This is a genomic window from Bacteroidota bacterium, from assembly GCA_023957335.1.
Classification (GTDB): domain Bacteria; phylum Bacteroidota; class Bacteroidia; order NS11-12g; family UBA955; genus JALOAG01.
This window is the reverse complement of sequence record JAMLHC010000002.1, coordinates 390,253-408,869: the sequence shown is the minus strand read 5'-3', so window position 1 is coordinate 408,869 and position 18,617 is coordinate 390,253. Positions and strand designations below refer to the sequence as shown.

Annotated in this window: 10 protein-coding genes; 1 reads left to right on the top strand and 9 read right to left on the bottom strand. The window is 40.2% G+C overall.

Features of this window, described 5'->3' with window-relative positions:
* Position 1: 1 nt before the first annotated feature.
* The gene (locus tag M9892_05215) at positions 2-838 is read right to left on the bottom strand and encodes a hypothetical protein (GenBank protein MCO5253752.1); all 837 of its coding nucleotides are present in this window, start codon (positions 836-838) and stop codon (positions 2-4) included.
* 3 nt (positions 839-841) lie between these two features.
* Positions 842-3,859, bottom strand: coding sequence for a hypothetical protein (locus M9892_05210; protein MCO5253751.1), 3,018 nt, complete (start codon positions 3,857-3,859; stop codon positions 842-844).
* 504 nt (positions 3,860-4,363) lie between these two features.
* Between M9892_05210 and M9892_05205 the strand changes: the two genes are divergently transcribed.
* Positions 4,364-5,539 (top strand): IS4 family transposase, encoded by a 1,176-nt coding sequence (locus M9892_05205; protein MCO5253750.1) that lies wholly within the window; start codon positions 4,364-4,366, stop codon positions 5,537-5,539.
* Between the two features lie 75 nt (positions 5,540-5,614).
* Here the strand turns inward: M9892_05205 and M9892_05200 are convergent, their stop codons facing one another.
* The 7 genes from M9892_05200 to M9892_05170 form a co-directional block, all read right to left on the bottom strand.
* A complete protein-coding gene (locus tag M9892_05200) occupies positions 5,615-7,228 on the bottom strand; it encodes an FG-GAP-like repeat-containing protein (GenBank protein MCO5253749.1) in 1,614 nt (537 codons plus the stop codon).
* 139 nt (positions 7,229-7,367) lie between these two features.
* Entirely contained in the window at positions 7,368-8,726 is a 1,359-nt protein-coding gene (locus M9892_05195) for an FG-GAP-like repeat-containing protein (GenBank protein MCO5253748.1), read from the bottom strand.
* Between the two features lie 332 nt (positions 8,727-9,058).
* Positions 9,059-9,379: a type II toxin-antitoxin system PemK/MazF family toxin gene (locus M9892_05190; GenBank protein MCO5253747.1), complete on the bottom strand. Its 321-nt coding sequence runs from the start codon at positions 9,377-9,379 to the stop codon at positions 9,059-9,061.
* Positions 9,372-9,602, bottom strand: coding sequence for a hypothetical protein (locus M9892_05185; protein MCO5253746.1), 231 nt, complete (start codon positions 9,600-9,602; stop codon positions 9,372-9,374). The genes M9892_05190 and M9892_05185 overlap by 8 nt, the downstream gene beginning before the upstream one ends.
* A 37-nt stretch (positions 9,603-9,639) precedes the next feature.
* Positions 9,640-11,196 (bottom strand): T9SS type A sorting domain-containing protein, encoded by a 1,557-nt coding sequence (locus M9892_05180; protein MCO5253745.1) that lies wholly within the window; start codon positions 11,194-11,196, stop codon positions 9,640-9,642.
* A 3-nt stretch (positions 11,197-11,199) separates the two neighbouring features.
* The gene (locus M9892_05175; GenBank protein MCO5253744.1) at positions 11,200-14,103 is read right to left on the bottom strand and encodes a hypothetical protein; all 2,904 of its coding nucleotides are present in this window, start codon (positions 14,101-14,103) and stop codon (positions 11,200-11,202) included.
* Positions 14,104-14,116: 13 nt separating this feature from the next.
* On the bottom strand, positions 14,117-17,914 hold the full coding sequence (locus M9892_05170) for a hypothetical protein (protein ID MCO5253743.1): 3,798 nt from the start codon (positions 17,912-17,914) through the stop codon (positions 14,117-14,119).
* Between the last annotated feature and the right edge of the window lie 703 nt (positions 17,915-18,617).

The following is an 18,617-nucleotide window of genomic DNA, read 5'->3' as shown; positions in this document are numbered from 1 at the left end:
TTTAAAAAATATTGTTAATTAAAAATTTACCTTCAGAAGAAATGACGATTTTATATGTTTCTTGCATATCATTTTCGATAATACCTAAACTTTCTTCTTCATCAAAAACAACATAGGATTCTTTGATGTTGCAAATATGAATTGTGTAATCTTTATCTATATAAAAAAATCTTTGATAGGTGCCTTCTGCACCGAAACTCTCCTCATTAAAGATAGTTAATAAATTGGCTTTCCTTTCTTCTTTGTCATAAAGAATTATTATCCCATACTTCGGCTTTTGGCAACCTTCCATAAAATCCTGAAATAAATAGTGTTCATTGCTCATATAAAAAACTTGAAACTTTCCAAAATCGGGCAAACGAACTTTGTATTTTGCTAAACGAGAAACTTTGTTAATATCATGAGGGCTTAATAATCTGTTGATATAATAGCATTCATCATAATATTCATTCTCATTGATTTTAGTAATATTTAGAAAATCTACTGGAGGAAATAAATATGTTTTAGTATATCTTGGTTCACAATCATTCATATAAGCGGCAGTTTCAATGATTTTATAATAGAACAATTTGTTTTGAAGGCATAAATCGTCTATGTTCTTTATTGAAGGTCCGAATGGAAGTGGTGTAATCTTTGGTTCTTCATCTGATAAAGTTGTATCTTCTTCCCATTGTCTTTCAAGTTGTTCTTTTTTTGAGGACAAAAAAACACTATCCGGTTTTTTATCCGATTCTGCGAGGATATTATTTATTTCTATGCTTTCCTTGTTAGATGTAGTATTGCTGTTACACGACAATAGGAAAACAAAAAAACAAATTTTTATTGTATAAGTATTCATGGTTTATAATACTAAATGTGCGTGTAAATGGTCGTCATGAAGAGATCTTCTTGGTTCGAGGAAATTTCCTTTTTTATCTTTTAAATCTTTTGTATCTTGTATTACGTTTTTAGCACTATAATAGCTTTTTGTTTTTAGCTGTGTCAAAAGTTCGGCAGGTTTATATTTCCCTATTATCACATAAGAAATACCATATTCAAATAACAAATCAATAAATTCAACATCCTGAGCAAGTGTTCCTCCCCATTGTTGAAAGTATCTATTATCAGATGCCATACCATTGACATGAGATGCACTAGGAGCACAAGAAGCATCACCAAAAGCAAATCCTGTAAGAGTTACAGATCTTCCATTTCTAATAACAACTCCTAAAACTATTGCACATAAATAAGGATTGCCATATGTTCTTCGAGTATCTCTATAGACTAAGTCAATACCTAGACTTTGGTTGTTTGTATCATCAAAGATTCTGTTTTCCACATCAGGGAGATCCGTATTACTCAATGATGTTACAAAATGAATCATAAAGGTCTTTCGTTGAGTGTTTTCATAATGTTTATAGCCGACACTACCTGTGGTTTGTTTCGATGATATTATGTGTCCTGTCACGGGACTTTTTAAATTTCTTTTTGTATCTCCTCTTGTATAAGATGTAACTAATGAATATTCGGATGTTATTTTCTTTCCATCTCCTTTTTTTTTCATTTCATTCGTCATTACAATATTAAATTGGGCAATATCAACATCAGTTGGACTAAAAGAATTTGGTCTGATGTATTTATAATAAATTGGCATTAATGCCCCAAAGACGTTATCTGATTGTGTATGATTTTCTTTTCTAACGAAGTGTTCGTCAACAGCTTCAGATTTTCGAATTAATGCAAAATCAATATTATCATTAATTTTAATTCTCCCATCGTGATAAATCGAAAATTCTATCCTATTCTCTCCTGCAAAATTTCTTCCTATACTATATTCCTCATGTTCGACAAAATTCACGGAATGAAAAAACTGCTTGTCCCGACTATAAACTATTACAGGTGTAGTTGGAGCGACAATGGTTGGAATTCCGTTGTTTAGTCCCTGAACTTTTACCTTAAATTTAAAATATCGCATATTGTGGTTATCCAATAAAAAATTGGTAAAATCAGGTTCTAAAAAAATATATTTGGGATGGTCAGGAGATAATCCGGTAACACTCTTTAAACTCTGAAGTTCTGATAATGTTAATCCCAATAAAATCAAGTCTTCTTTTAATTGTTTTATCGGTTTTTTACCGATAACGACAACATCTGCAGGGTTGTGATATTGGTGATAGCTATTTAAGCCAAGAACTTTTAAATCACCATTGCTTGTTTGATATTTTTTGCAGGTAATGTCGAAATTATCTCTGAGCGATTGTTTAAATTGATGGTTATTAAGAGTTTCAATCTTTAGTTGTCTGTTAAAAGTCGGAAGATACTTCTTTCCTGAACCTTCTTGATATGTGCCACCGGGAAATGTTTTTTTACTGTAAAATAATATTTGGCTACTATCCCAATATACTCCAGATTCAGCAACAAAAGAAAAGTTACCTGTTCCGTCTGATTGCAAAGGTTCTTTTACATACACAGGGTTATAGCTTTGCAGCATTTTTATGGAAAGTAATTGCTCCCCAATATTTTCAATATCAATTGAACAAAAAGGAGAATCGTAATATGTTTTGTTTTTCAATCTGGTGCTATCTGTATCTATGGCTTCTCCAACAAAATAATAAACTTTGATATAGTTTGCTAAATTGTTTTTGTTTGTGTCTCCAATGTGTTTTGGGTAAATATATACTTCATTTGTCCACCCTGTAGTTCCATCTTTCTTTATATTGAGAAAGGATATCTGTTTTGATGCAGTTTTGTCACTTTCGGCTTTGTTTGATAAAAATAGTATTGGCGTATTATTGTTATCAATACGTAATTTAAAACTTAATTTCTTTCTGTCCTGAGTAGTTTCATTAGCTAATGTTTCAAAAAACATAATCGGCCAACCATTAGTTCCATATTCAATGGGTGTACCAGCCCCATTCAACTTAATATTAGAAGAATCAGATATGCTTACCTTGTAGTTGTCATAAAAATTATATGACATCCCTTTTTCACTTTTTATGTCGAGGTATATTTTATTTTTATTTGCAAATTTTGAAATTAAGTCTGAGTAAAGACCATTTGATAATTTCTTAGTTTCAGTATTCTTACTAGAGCCACTATATGTAGTTACTTCTACTCCTATATCTGCATGCATTCCGAAAAATGCAGCCGGGTCAATGTAAGTAGTAATAAACTCTTGTTTTCTCTTCTTAACCTGTTCATCATTAATGCCATCTACGGAAATACTAATAGCATTGAATGCACTATTACCTAGTGTAGTAGTTGATTTTAGTTCCGTATCCAACTGTATCTCGAAAGAAATCTTTGCAGAATTGGAAAAATCTCCAATCCACATTCCTTCTTTAACGTCAAACGCCTTTGCCGGAGCTTTTCCGTTAAATAAATCTCTTATTGGTCTGTTTTCATTAAGATTATTGGGGTCAGAAAGAGATAAGCTATCATCACCATAGCCTATATTCAAGGGAGAAGATGGGGACATTGTTATGTATGATTTTGTTCCTAATAACGTTCTCCTATTCCAGTACAAAGCAATAAACTCACTATTTGTAGGGTCTTCGGCATTTATATTTAAATTACTTCCATCCTTGGTAAAGAAACTGGAAAGTTTGACACCTCTGTATATATAATATCTTACAGCTATTCCTCCAATACTAACCGAATTGGACGGTTTAATATATAGATTGACTAGATTGTCAGGGTCATTTGAATTCCTCCTAACTACCATCATACCATTTTGGCATGCAAAAGCCCTAGCTTCTTCTGGCAATTGAAATTGAGTGGAAATATTGAACACATTATTTGGGTCAGAAGAATTAGGCCCATATTTAAGTTCTGAGGTCGTTTGTTCAGTTAGTTTCGTATGGTCAATAAAGAAGTGCATATTCCTTAGATTGTTTCAAGTGAGTACTTATTTTGAATGCTTTCAGGCATATAATGGGTTTTAAGATGTCTGCTTTGCTCTTGCCTAAACGAAGAAAAAAGGCTGATTTGAGACTGAAACAGGTAAAAAAAGCAGCTTATAATTCCCCCAAAAGACGTGGGCTAAATTAATACAGTTAATCTTATCAGCCAAACATTATTTCACATTTTTTTTATTTATTTGTAAAATGAAAACGGTTTTATGTTTTTTGTTATGCCACACAGGGTTTTAGATTTTTAGACATCTGGATTTATTGTGAAAATTAGATGTTTTTTGAGGGTGTTTTTATCTTTCTATCATTATTTTCTTATTTATTATTTGTCCCTTATGTTCTATTCTTAGCAGGTACAGCCCTGCGGTGTTTATGTCTGATATCACATCTGTCCAAGATAAATTTCAGTAAAAAGGGCATGGATTAAATTTTAACCCAAAACATTTATTTTGGGGTGTACAAAAAAAAACACCATGCCCACGACAAATGTAAATCTGTTTTCTCAAATTCTTGGCTTAATAGACAGGAATTCTTTCACAAAAATTGTAAACAACCACGACTCTGACAGACACTGCAAAGGCGTGAACACTTGGACTCATTTAGTGTCAATGTTGTTTTGTCAATTTGCCAAGGCAAATAGTGTAAGAGAAATATCGAATGGACTTAAGAGTGCTACTGGTAATTTAAATCACTTAGGAGTTTCATGTTCACCGAGTAAATCCACCATTTCTTATCAAAATCAACAACGCAATTGGCAAGTTTTCAAGGATCTTTATTTTGAACTTTTCAACTCGCTCAATAGCGGACTTCAAAAGAAACGACAGTTTGCAAGAATGCTGAAACGTAAAATTTTCATAGTAGACTCCACCGTTATTTCTCTTTGCTTAAGTTTGTTTGATTGGGCTCAATACCGCAAAAGAAAAGGAGCAATAAAGCTTCATACTGTATTAGATTACGACACCTGCCTTCCTGTTTACATGCACATGACAGACGGGCTTAAACACGATGTGGCAATAGCAAAAACACTTAATATTCCCTCAGGCTCTGTTTTGGTTATGGACAGAGCTTATGTAGATTTTAATTGGCTGAATGTTTTGGACAGCAGAAGGATTACGTTTGTAAGCAGATTAAAGAAAAACATACAATACAGTGTGGTAAAAGAAAATGAGATTAAAGACAAAACGGGATTAATAGTCAAAGACCAAATTATAGTATTGACGGGAGTTAAGACAGCAATTAACTACCCCAAAGAACTAAGGATAGTAGTGGTTTATGATCCAGTAAAAAAAGCAGAACTGACTTTCCTCACCAACAACACATCTTGGACAGCAGAAACAATATCGCAACTCTATAAAGCCAGATGGGAGATTGAGACCTTCTTCAAACAGATTAAACAAGTACTAAAAATCAAAACTTTTATAGGCACAAGTCCCAATGCTATACTTATCCAAGTTTGGTCTGCTTTAATCACCATTCTCTTACTCAAATATCTTCAGAATAAGGCAAAGTATGCATGGCATCTGTCCAATTTGGTGGGACTTATAAGGGTAAATCTTTTTGCTAAAATAGATTTATGGTATTGGCTTAATCATCCTTTTATTAAAATGAAGCCTCCAGCTAGCCAACAATTAAGCATTTTTATAACATAAAATCGGAGGGGTAGATTTGACAAAACAACATTTTTAGATCGTAACTTACTCATTTTCTAATCGTTTCATTGGTGTTTAAAAATATATTGGACAGCAATGGTCTGATATATCTAATTGCATTTCCTCAAAGGCGTTGGGGAAATGTTGGGTTTTGACGGCTCTGCCCTGTATGTCAAGCAGTTGCAGGGATACAGACCCGCTTTGCGCTTGGCTCAGGTTTATGTGCAGGATGCTGTTTGCGGGGTTGGGGTATGCCTGTGCCTGAAAAATGGGAGCGGCTATGTGCGGCACACTCACCTGCGGAACTCCTTTGAGGAAAAGGATATACACCGCACCTAAGCCTGCTGTGGCTGCATCGCTATTTGTTGAGCCAACAGCTAACTCAGGAACACTGTCCCCGTCCAAATCTGGCAAGCGGGCTACAGACCACCCAAAGCGGTCAAAACTTTTAATATTTCCAGTAAAGCCTCCTGTACCGTTTCCTATCTCTATGTTCTTTTTAACTGTTCCGTTTGCATTGAGCAGCAGCACCCAAACCCTGCCATAGAGGTTGCCCGAAGAATCAGAGTTTGTATAACCCATTTCGCCTACGGCTATATCGTTTACTCCGTCTCCGTCTATATCCCCAAGATTGGTTATATCATGTCCAAAATTAGAACCTACATTAAAGGAATCGGTAAACCCGCCTTTCCCTTCCCCAATTTCCTGTACACCTTTGAGTGTGCCATCACTGTTGAGAAACAAAATCCATAATGCTTCATTTACGCCCGGCTCACCAACTGCCAAGTCCGTATTACCATCTCCATCTATATCTCCTATATTTGCTACACCCTGTCCAAAATTCCAATGTGAACGAGCAAATAGCGAGTTATTATCATTTACTCTTGTATAGGATTTAACTACACCGAATTTTTCTAATAGAATGATATAAACAGAGCCGTTATCAGTTGTTGAATGGTTTTGATAAGGTGCGCCAACCACTATATCATCGTAACCATTGCCATCGATGTCGCCTACATTTGTTATACTTCTACCAAACCTATCTTGATTAGATAAATGTTGAAATCCTGCGGTAGTATCACTTAGTCTTCTTTCTCCTATCACTTGTCCATCTGCATCTAAATACAAAAACCATAAAGAACCTTTCTGACTATTAAAATTAGGTGCGCCTACTGCAATGTCGTCTATTCCATCGCCATTCAAATCCCCAATATTTACTACTGCCCAACCAAATGCGTGACCTGAAATATTGTGGTCGCCAAAGCCACCCACATTTCGGGTTATTCTGACAGTGGATTGTATAGTTCCGTTGGAATTAAGTTTGTGAATAAAAACCTCTCCGTTACCTGTTCCATTTTGCGAACCTGCAATCATTATATTTCCATTGTAAGATGCAACAGATGCACCATAACTAACAGTGCTTGCCAAATTCACTGTATTAATCTGCATACTCTTTACTTCTCCGTTTTCTTGTGAGAAACAAAAAAGCGGTACGGTAAAAGCTAAGGCAGCAAAGAATGTTTTTAGTCTTGCTGTTATTCCGAACGGTGGCTGAGGCTCTCGAAGCCACTGTTCGGCTGTGGTTCTGCGGGTGGTTTCCCTTATTGAGCGGGTGGCTTCGAGAGCCTCAGCCACCCGAATATGCTCAACCGCCCTTGTTGTTCCTGTGAAATGTTTTTTGTTTTTCATATTAGTTATTTTTATTCACTTGGGTTTAACATATTGCTTGCATGTATCATTACCTTAGAGGCATTGCGGCAGAAAATCGTCCCCATTTTCCTCACCCCCAGCCCCTCTCCAAAGGAGAGGGGCTGGGGGTGAGGAGGTTTTATTCTATCATTATTTTCTTATTTACTATTTGTCCCTTATGTTCTATTCTTAGCAGGTACAGCCCTGCGGTGCTGATGTCTGAAATATCAAGTTGCATTTCCTCAAAGGCATTGGGGAAATGTTGGGTTTTGACGGCTCTGCCCTGTATATCAAGCAACTGAACAGCAACCGCCCCGCTCTGCGCTTGGATCAGGTTTATGTGCAGAGTGCTGTTTGCGGGGTTGGGGTATGCCTGTGCCTGAAAGATGGGAGCGGCTATGTGCGGCACGCTTACCTGCGGTACGCCTTTCAGGAATAGGATATATATCGCTCCCGAACCCGAAGCAACATCAAAGCCTGTTGAACCAACTGCAAGTTCAGGTACACTGTCTCCGTCCAAGTCAGGCACTCTGGAAACCGACCAACCGAATCTGTCCCCGCTTTTTATATCTCCTGTGAACCCACCTTTTCCGTTGCCTATTTCTATATTTTTCTTTACTGTGCCGTCTGCATTAAGCAGTAACACCCAAGCCCTGCCATAAAAATTACCCGAAGAATCAGGATTTATATAGCCCATTTCTCCTACGGCTATATCATTTACTCCGTCTCCGTCTATATCACCCAAGCTTGTTATACTGTAACCGAATCGAGAATCAACATTAAAAGAATCCGTGAATCCACCTTTATCCTTGCCGATTTCCTGTACACCTTTCAGCGTACCATTGCTGTTGAGAAATAAAATCCATACTGCCCCCCGCGAACTTTGGTAGCCTGACTCTCCAACGGCTAAGTCAGTATTCCCGTCTCCGTCTATATCGCCTATGTTTGCTACACTGTAACCCAAATGCCTATGCGCCCTGCCAAACAGGTTGTTGTTGTCGTTAATTCTTGAATAAGATTTGACTTTACCTTGTGCTTCAAGCAATATAATGTATATAGAACCGTTTTGACTTGAAGAAGCCGTTTGATGTGGCGCGCCTACTGCTATGTCGTCATAGCCGTTGCCGTCTATGTCGCCTATGTTTGTAATACTTGTTCCAAACCAATCATCATTAAGAAGATGTCCAAAACCTGATGTGGTATCGCTTATTCTTCTTTCGCCTATCACCTGTCCGTCTGCATCTAAATACAAAAACCATATCGCCCCCTTATTGACTGAGGTATAAGGCGCACCTACCACAATATCATCAATTCCGTCTCCGTTCAAATCGCCAATAAAACAAACACTTCTCCCAAATTGCCGTATATCTGCAATTGTATCAAAAAACTGAAAGTTGTTATCCTCTCCTATTTTTTTAGCAGAGAGTAATGTGCCGTGTTGGGCATTTGTTCCCAATGTCAATAGGGTAATAATTGAATATAAAATTATCTTTTTCATGATTTTAAGGTATTAAATTGATTGAATGATAAGCAACCATAGTCGGTTGCCTGTATGTAATAAATGCCATATTAGAAGCATTTTTGCTCCAAATTATCTGTTGATTGGGTATCCGTAGAGGGCGAATTTATAGATGTTAGTTCCAATATTTCCTCTGATGAAAGTATCCTTTATTTGGAAGAGGATATTAGTTGGGGGGGGGTAATGCTTCTTCTGCGGCTCTCCTGTTTGTTTCCTGAGAGGTGAGATTTGCTTTTATGGTGCTGAAAGTCATAGTTTTTTCTCTTTTGGGTTTATATTTAATATTTCAGGCGGACAACCGTCCTTTTCTGTTATTCCAATTGCAGCAATAATTTCAGGTTGTTATTAAGTGATGACAGTTCTTTTTGCGCCAATTTCCCTAAAAGCCCTTTTGCCAATGTAATGTCCAATGTTGCAATTTTGCTTGTCCGTATCAGGGATTGTTTTTTAAGTCCGTTTGCTGCGCTTGGCGCAACTAATACATCTGTCCCTTCCTGTCGGTCTGTTCGGGTTGTAACAAAGCAGACCGTGAGGTCAAGGCTTGTGGCTACAAGCACTACGGCAGGTCTTAGCTTTGTTCCGCTAAGGTCGGTAAACGGAAAGTTTATCAGCACAATATCTCCCTTATCCATTGAAAACTTCTTTTAGGTCAGATTCTGAATAGAGGTCTTCTTCCTCATCTAAAAAGCCAAACGCCTCGCTTTGAGCAACTAATTTTTGCAGACCTTCGGTTAATTGCTGCTCTTCAAAACGCTTGATGATGAAGTCGGCAAAGGCGGATATTTCTTTCGCCTTGTCTTCGGGCAGTTGGTTTATTGCCCTGATTGTCCGTTCTATAATTATTTCACGTGTCATATCTTTGCAAATATAAAATAGTTTTTTCTCTTTTGGGTTAGTGATTAATGATTAATTTGGCTTGGAAAGCTCCTTCTGCGGTTTGCAGGCGAATGAAATAAACACCTGCTTTTAGCGGGCTTACATCAACCTCGTTGTTATGGCTGAAACCTTGCAGGCTCATACATATTTTGCCTGAAATATCCGTGATTTGGATTTCCGCCTCGTAGGGAGTGCCGCCATTTATGGAAACTTTAATTTTTGAGTTTGCGGGGTTTGGATATACTGTAATGCTTCTGCTGCCTGCTGAAAACCTGCCTGCGCTCAATTCATGCTCTATGCCGTCAAGAAAGAGCAGGTTTAAGCGACCTTTGTTTACTTGTGAAGGGATATTTTCACGAGATGATGATACGAGTACATCAAGCTTTTTATCTTTGTTAAAATCTCCAATAGAAATTATTGATGTTCCAAACAAAGCGTTTTCATCAAATGTAAATGGCAAGTTACCCGCAGAATTGCTATATCTTTTAACGATTTTTATATTATCATTAATATCGAGAAAGAAGATGAAAAATGCTCCAGAAGCATTATTTACATCATTATAGCCTAATGCCCCAATTGCGATTTCTGAAATACTATCACCGTCTAAATCTCCTATATTGGCTAAAGAACTTCCAAATGAACTATTTGATGATAAAGTATCGCTAAAGCCCAAAGTGGTATCAGTATATTTCTTACTATTTTGAACCATGCCGTTACTATCAATAGTAAGAAGCCAAATAGCACCTGCGCCAGAAGGTGATTGTGCTTTGGTAGAGCTAACAAAAAATCTCCCTTTTTCAAAAGAACAAACAGAGCTACCAAACCAACCATCAAAATAAATTGTATCTGTAAACCCACCACTGGTTTGGCTGATTTTCTGGAATTTTTTAACTGTTCCATTTGAATTCAGAAACAATACATATACTGCACCTTTTTGAGTTCCCCCGTCCCCATCTCTATGATTACCAACTGCAATATCAATCACGCCATCTCCGTCAATATCGCCAATATTGGCTATGCTTTTACTGAAATTCTGACCACCGGTAATGGTATGTGCAAATCCACCCACATTGGAGGCTATTCTGGAATGGTTTTTCACTGTTCCGTCTGCATTTAAAAACAGGATATAAATTTCTCCTCCATAGCTAAGATTAAAACCATTATTACCCACTGCAATATCCACCACTCCGTCTCCGTCCAAATCCCCCAAGCTGGCAATGGACTGACCAAATTCGTTGAAACCATTCGGGCTTGCCGTGTTTAATCCGCCTTCGTTTCTTGTTATTCTTGTATGTGATTTTACTCCGCCATCAGAATTCAGAAACAATATATAGACTACGCCAGACGAAATATTTTGGTCAACTACCCCTACTGCAATGTCTGTAACTCCATCACCATCCAAATCCCCCAAGTTGCAAAGACTTCTGCCAAAAGTAAAGTGATTATTTAATGTATCAAAAAACTGAAAATTATTATCCTCTCCAATTTTTTTGGCGGAAAGCAGCGTACCGGGCTGTGCATTTGTTCCCAGTGTCAATAAGGTAATAACTGAATATAAAATTATCTTTTTCATGATTTATGGGATTAAATTGATTGAGTGATAAGCTACCATAGTCGGTTGCCTGTATGTAATAAAAGCCATTTCAGAAGCATTTCTACCCCAAATTATCTGTTGAACATAATTGGGCTGCCCTAAAGAATCTACAGAAACATTTGTTTCTGTGTTGATAAAATCCTCTTGAATAGATACCCAATCAACATCATTCCAAGATTCATATTCGTTACCAAATGGCGGGTCATCTAATCCCACATCCAGCCCGAAATTAATTTCACCTGTCATTTCTTTAAAGACAAAGAACCAGCCGGGTTCGAGGTCTCCTAAGGCTGCGGAGAGATTTCCTTTTGCAGCATTGGGGGTTATGTTAAAGCCAAAAAAGGCTAAGTCCGCCATTTGGGTTATGAATATGGGTAGCTTTACAGCTTCGCTTTGCTGCGAAAGCTTTCTTTTCTTTGTCAAATCAGGTTCGGATTGTTCATCTAATTCAAATTCGGCTTTGTGGGCGTAAATAAAGGCATTGGGGTATTTTTTAATCAGTTCCGCCCTCACCACAAGTATAATCAGGCTGTCGGGGTTTGAGCCATTGGCAGGGAAATTTCCCCCCAAGCCTGTAGTATCTCCCCATTGGTGTATGTTTTTTATCACCCTCGCTTTGTCTGACTCGCTCACTTCTGCAAACGAGCTTACAGGGCTGCTCCAAAACCGCGAAAACACTGTTCCCCTCTGGTCGGTGGGGTAGCCTCTCCACAGCAGTTCCCGCATCATTTCGTGGTTCAAGCCCAGCATGTAGGCTTCCACATATCGTTGGTCTATGCCCAGCGTGCTTACGGAGTTTTGCGGAATGGAGTTAATGCCCGGTATCAGCAGGTCGGGCGAGTAGTCATACAAATACCCCGACATGGGAAGCTCTATTTTGGGCGTAGCCATAATTTCGTTTAAGCTGATGATGAGAACAGGCTGCCCCAGATTGTTAACCCTTCTTACTGTACCCGATGCAATGGTTTGTATGGTTAGGGTGGGGTCTAACTGCGCTATGATTGCAGTTGCAGAGCCGCTAAGGTCTAAGGTAGTCCCCTGACCCGGGTTGGCATAGCTCATGGTCAGGTTATCAACTGTGTTCACAGATGCCGTCATGAAATTATGTGCAACCAAAGTGTGAAGCGACCCTGTTCCGGGCTGGTAAAAGTTAAGGCTGGGGTTGGTGAGGTAAAAGTTGTTTCTGCCGGGTTGCGCTGTCAGCCAGGTTTGGTTAAATGTGTTCTGCACGGAAGTGGACAGGTAATAAGCCCCTGAGGGGGCGGCATAGTCATTTGCCACAATAACTACCTGATTGTTTATGTTGCTGATTAAATTGTCGGCTGTGAACGCAAGGGAGCTTGTGCCGAGAGCGTTTGCAAAGCTGCCGTTTTGCCTGATAAGCTTTCTGAACGCTCCGCTCATAATTCCGTTTGGAATATGGCTTTCGTCAATCTTGGCATGGACTGTCAAGCCCTGATTTAAAATAAGGTCGTGCAATGATGTTGAAAGCAGCACAATGTTGTCATCGCTCTGATTTGCAAAGCATCTTTCATAGGTTGAAACAGTGGCTCTTTCCGCAAGTTTAAGCTGCCGCAGGATTTTGTTCGCCTCGTTTACCTTGTCAATTTGCAGCCAGCATAATGCCATGAACGCTTCCTGATTTTTCTTAACAACTTCCGCCCCTGCGCTTGCGAAAATCCTGAACCTGGGGTCTAAGTTTACCCTTGTGAACCAGTCGTCTTCTGCGTCAGCGCTTATTTTTCCCTTTTTTGCATGCCAACGTCCGTATAAGGGGGGGCTTATTATCGGGTCTTCATTGGGTCGGTTTTTCTGAATTTCGTAAGCGTAGTTCAACTTTTCCCTCAGCAGTTCAAGGTATGTTCCCGATGCAATGTTTTCCACCGACCAGCTTTCGTCTTCTGACGGTTCGTAGTCAAGCGTTCTTAGCACTCCGCCCAAATCAACAGTGGGCGAGTCAAGCGGCTCTGTAATGGCGTAAAATTCCGAGTCGCCCGGTTCTTGTATGTCCACTTTCTGAAAACCCATAGAGTCGCCCTCTAAAACCACAGGCTTGATTTCTTCAACCAATGATTCGAAGTCGCCATGCTCTGATGTTTTGAAATACCATTCGTAATAAATGGGGAACTCAATGTCAAGGGTGGTGGTATCGGTTTCGTCCCATGAGGGAGTGAGCGATTTATGGTTGTTCAAATCCAGGGAAATTCCCAATCCCGCCCTTCTGCCATGCTCGTATGCAGGTATCAGGAATGCGTAGTAGGAGGTGTCCTTTTCGAGCTTTCTCGGACACAGTATTCTCGACACGGCTTTGTTCGGGCTGGTTTGCAGCAATTCGTCAAGCGATTGTATGGAGTTGCTTATCTGCGCCTGATTAAAGTCGTGGTTTGCATGCACATGCGCCCAAGCCCATAGCTGTTCAGGGTGGGGCAGGGAAGCGGAAGGGTCTTGTATTTCTATCACTCCCATAGCGGGGCTAGGTATTGTTATGTGCTTAAATTCTTTCGCTTCCAGCACCGCAAGGGTAACCCAGGGTCTCAGCTTCTTGTCGGGGTCAGAACCCGAAGGAGCGAAAGGGTTGTATGCCCAAGGGAAATCCTCCTCGTAAAACTCAATGAAGGGAAGATAATTCGCCAGAAAATCGCTTGAGCCGTCATGGGGTTCTGCTCTCAAAACTGCATTGGGGTTAATGCCCACCACTTCGGCAGGGCTGTAAAGCTCTACGTCTTTGTCAACAAATGCGTTGCCTTCCTTGTTCCCCTGAATATTCAGCTTTATGGTAACGGAAGACCTTGCAGTTACCGGAGAACCGTTATCCTGCGTGGTTAAAAACGTGGTCAGCCCTTTTCTAAGGTACGGAAGGAAGGAATATTTTGCCGGTTCGCTCATAATGGTATTTTATTTAACTGACTACTGTTTCACTTTGTCTTGCTATTAGTAATTCCGAATCATATACATCTAACTCAACGGCTCTAAATCGGAGTGTTTCCAATGCTTCTTCGTAGGTTGAAAAGACATTGGGGGAGGCTTCCGAATGGTCTTCCGCAAACAGCAGCACAAAGCTGTCTGCCTCGTACTGCACGCTCTCTTCCGAGCCGATAAAGCCGTGTACGGTTGTTTTGGCTTGTGAAGCGGGGGAGCTTGCTGTCGCTCCGCCCAGCATGGAGTCGTTGAAACGGGACGAGGTAACAGGTGTAAGCCCTCTTTCCACAACAAACATTTTGTCAAGCACTATCGTCCTGTGATTTATGTCTTTAATCCTTATGCAGCAGGTGTCCGCTGCATCTGTTCCGCCAATTTCCACTCCCGCCTGATAGTCGCTGAAAGCGGGGGATTTCAGCTTCTGATCCTCTGTGATATTGAAAAACTGGGCTGGTGCGAACTTGTCCCTGACAGGGGTGGATGGCAGTGTGGTCGCGCCTATCTTAGCACTCTGAATCCAGATTTTGTCGTCATCTTCAATGGTTGCATTGCCAAAGCAGTTGAGTGATATGTTCAGCGGGGCTACTCCCTGTTTCACCTGCAAGCAGCCCATGGGATGAAGCATCAGCACGCCTTCCGACAGATCTTCCGTTTTCAGCTCCCTGAGCGTAACATCAATGGTGTTCAGGTCGGGCAGAACGGACTGCCATGTGTAGCTGTCCTTAATCTGTGCTTCCACCATGGCAAACACATTGACGCTCGAAGCCACAATCTGTCTTTTCTTCCCGACCGTGATGTCAAAATTGCCGGAAATTTCAAGAGGTCCAATGCTTACAGAGCCTCTTCCCTTAGCGTGATAGGGATTGGGTCCCTGCAAGGACAGGTCTATGCTTATGCCCGCAGCAGGTTTGTTTTTGCTTTTTCTGTAAACTCCTGCGCTGACGTGCATTTCCGCCAAAAACCAGAATTCGGGTCGGGTGTACATCAGCACATCAAGCCCGAATCTTCCTTTGAGGCTATATCCCAAGGCAAGCTTGACATACAAGTCCAGAGCCGCCCCGAACTGCACCGAGTTGGAGCTTATAGCCATATAAAATTCTCCTTTGAGCTTTCTGTCTGCCTCGTCTATAAAGCTGATGGCAAGCCTGTTTATTTTGGCGGGCAAATCCAGTTGCGGAGGCATGTAGGATGGGTGGAAACCGCCCATGGACAGCAGGAAGCCGCCTGTGTCTCCCCAGTAATATCTTGCAAGTATGTCTCCAGAAATGGAGAGATTCATGATTTTGGAATCGTAAATTCTGGCATCGAGCGCAAACTTTTTCGCGTCAAAATCAACAGCCGCAAGGAAAGCCGCATTGATTAGCACCAAGGGGTTTTTCTCATCGGGCAGGGAGAGAGTAAGCACACCCGCAACAGCTATCTTGACAGGGTTTTTAACCTCTACCATAATACCCATAGTGAGCGTTACGAGCTTTTCTCCTCCCCAATACGCTTTCAAAAGCAGCCCGAAGGTAAACTGTCCTTCGTTTACGGGAAAGACTTTGCCCATAGTGCTGATGATAGTGGAGGCGTTTTCGACAGGTTTTTCGGGGAACATGAGGTGTTGCAGGGTGTTGTCGCGTACGCTGTCCTGCAAGGCGGTTATGTCCATAGAGCGGTTCAGCCCGAACAGCACACCTATTCCTCCTAGTTTCAGCCCCATGGCAATGTCTATGGCAGGGGTGAACTCCACAGAGGCGATACCCACTATGGAGAAGCCCGCTTTTCCACTCGGAAGCCTCAGGTTGAGTATGCCGTAAGCGTTGATTTTCAGCTTGTCCTGAATTTCAAGGTGGAGCAAGCCTGTATATTCTTCTTCGTTTTCGTCCTGTCTCAGCCAGCCTCCGCCTTTTATACCGGGTATTTTTATCTGAATTCCCATGGAGTCGGGCGTTACAAGGCTGAACTGAATGTCGGCAGGTCCTAAGTTGCCTCCGTCTTCGGGGAAGGTGATAGCCGCTTTCAGTCCTCCTCCACGTATAGTTCCGAAAATCGGGTCGAGGTTCAGGTCGGCATCTATGAGCGTGGTGATGTCTATGCCGTTGCTCCGGTTTGACTTAACCTGAAATTTTATCAAATGAAGCGTGAAGATTTTAAGGACGGTTTTGTTGATAGGGAAGATATGCTCGTAGTCAAGGTCTAAGCCATTTTCATTGAAAGTAGCTGTGATGTCGTCCTCCCATTTGATGTCTATGTCGTAGTCGTTGGCTGCGCCCTGATTGATTTCTATTTTCTTAAAGTCAAGGGTGCGTGGGATTAACACTCCCAGTTGGGGTATGTCTGCTACACGGTCTATTTTTCCTTTGCTCTTGAAATGCCGGTTGCCGCCAACCCTGCCAATGGAAAGCGAGTACAAAGTGATGTCCACCACATTGGGAACCCGTAGCTGAATGCCGTTGGTGTTTTCTATTTTTATGGTGTATCCGTCTGCTTTCCAGTCTATGGTGAAGTCCAGCACGGCATTATTGCCTTTGCTGTCTTTTAACCCCTCTATGGTGAGCTTGCCTTTGATGTCGGAGGAGATGACCGCGTTTTGCTTAAATTCAACGTAAAAGGAGCTGAAGTCTATGTCTATGCCCAAGAGGCTGAATTTGAGCTTGCCGTTACCCTCTACGCCTATCTTGCCCGAAAAACCTCCGCCTGTGCCTATGAGTAGTTCTTTTCCTTTTATTTCTATATTTTGGTTGTTTGGGTCTGCTGTCCAGTCTTTGGGCAACCCTATCGTGGCTTCTTCTATGTAGATGCCTTTGAATTCAGTTCGTCCGTCTGCCTGGGCGTTCTGGAGGTTTTGTCCATTACTCAAGTATAGTTTTATTCCATCAGCGTCTAAAACAAAACCCGATTCTAAAATTTCAGATTTATCAAGAGTGAATTCAGATTCTTCATTGAACGAAAATCCAATGTCACTATCAAAGTTAAGTGAGCCAACGGTAAAGGTTAATTTTGATTTTTCATCATCAATCCGGTCATTATTTGAATTAAGTGGAATCAATAATGACCGGGGAAATTCAAGTGCAATATTCAACCCATGAAACGAAACAGAAAACTGAGGGAAAAGTATTTGCTTAAAAGATGCTAAAGTAAAGTCTCCAAAAAAGTTTCTGAACAGTAATTCAATATTTGCAAGTTTCTCTTCGAGGGTTTCACCTGAATCAATATAAAGATCAAATATTACGGTAAATGGGTCATAATCATTCCCTCCTGTTTTCATTTGAGTGAGCAGGTCTTCAATTATTTCGTTTAAGCTATCGTGAGAAGAAAGTGTTAAATCAGTATCAGGAGAATAATGAATATTAAAGTATTCAACAAATTGTTGCAATGGGTCATCCTCGTAATCTTCCTCATGATAAAAAGCAAAAATAGCTGATTGAAAGATGGCAGAAGTATCTATCCCAAACACCCTGATGATAATGTCTAAGAATGCAGATGGGGAATGATCAAAAGTGTCTAATTCAAAGGAACCGATTCTTTCTTTTAATATCCACCTGTACCTGGCGCTGACATCAAACTCGCTGGGAGAACCTGAAGAATATCCCGGATTGACCACCAGAATAATGTCTTCTCCTTTGGAAATGTCAATCGCTATTTTGGATTTGCTCACCAAGATGAAGGAGTACTCGCTGTTTCCTCCGATGTTGTGCACATAGAGTTGCTTGAAAAACAGCTTTGAGAACACATTGCTGATTCCTTCCTGAATAAAGCCTAATTCATCGGGGATATTATCTACGGAGATAATCATTGCTGTCCAAGATATTTTTAAACACCAATAAATTGTTTTGAAAATGAGCAAGTTACGCTCTAAAAATGTTGTTTTGTCAAATCTATCCCTCCGATTTCATGTTATAAAAATGCTTAATTGTTGGCTATCTGGAGGCTTCATTTTAATAAAAGGATGATTAAGCCAATACCATAAATCTATTTTAGCAAAAAGATTTACCCTTATAAGTCCCACCAAATTGGACAGATGCCATGCATACTTTGCCTTATTCTGAAGATATTTGAGTAAGAGAATGGTGATTAAAGCAGACCAAACTTGGATAAGTATAGCATTGGGACTTACATGCCTATAAAAGTTTTGATTTTAGTACTTGTTTAATCTGTTTGAAGAAGGTCTCAATCTCCCATCTGGCTTTATAGAGTTGCGATATTGTTTCTGCTGTCAAGATGTGTTGTTGGTGAGAGAAAGTCAGTTCTGCTTTTTACTGGATCATAAACCACTACTATCCTTAGTTGCTTTGGGGTAGTTAATTGCTGTCTTAACTCCCGTCAATACTATAATTTGGTCTTTGACTATTAATCCCGTTTTGTCTTTAATCTCATTTTTTCTTTTTTACCACACTGTATTGTATGTTTTTCTTTAATCTGCTTACCAAACGTAATCCTTCTGCTGTCAAAACATTTGACAATTAAAATCTACATAGCTCTGTCCATAACCAACAGAG

What these genes read in the sequence shown, in the direction of transcription:
- M9892_05195 (MCO5253748.1), bottom strand. Translation starts at nt 8,726, where the DNA reads ATGAAAAAGATAATTTTATATTCAATTATTACCCTATTGACATTGGGA.
- M9892_05210 (MCO5253751.1), bottom strand. Translation starts at nt 3,859, where the DNA reads ATGCACTTCTTTATTGACCATACGAAACTAACTGAACAAACGACCTCA.
- M9892_05170 (MCO5253743.1), bottom strand. Translation starts at nt 17,914, where the DNA reads ATGATTATCTCCGTAGATAATATCCCCGATGAATTAGGCTTTATTCAG.
- M9892_05180 (MCO5253745.1), bottom strand. Translation starts at nt 11,196, where the DNA reads ATGAAAAAGATAATTTTATATTCAGTTATTACCTTATTGACACTGGGA.
- M9892_05185 (MCO5253746.1), bottom strand. Translation starts at nt 9,602, where the DNA reads ATGACACGTGAAATAATTATAGAACGGACAATCAGGGCAATAAACCAA.
- M9892_05200 (MCO5253749.1), bottom strand. Translation starts at nt 7,228, where the DNA reads ATGAAAAACAAAAAACATTTCACAGGAACAACAAGGGCGGTTGAGCAT.
- M9892_05190 (MCO5253747.1), bottom strand. Translation starts at nt 9,379, where the DNA reads ATGGATAAGGGAGATATTGTGCTGATAAACTTTCCGTTTACCGACCTT.
- M9892_05175 (MCO5253744.1), bottom strand. Translation starts at nt 14,103, where the DNA reads ATGAGCGAACCGGCAAAATATTCCTTCCTTCCGTACCTTAGAAAAGGG.
- M9892_05215 (MCO5253752.1), bottom strand. Translation starts at nt 838, where the DNA reads ATGAATACTTATACAATAAAAATTTGTTTTTTTGTTTTCCTATTGTCG.
- M9892_05205 (MCO5253750.1), top strand. Translation starts at nt 4,364, where the DNA reads ATGCCCACGACAAATGTAAATCTGTTTTCTCAAATTCTTGGCTTAATA.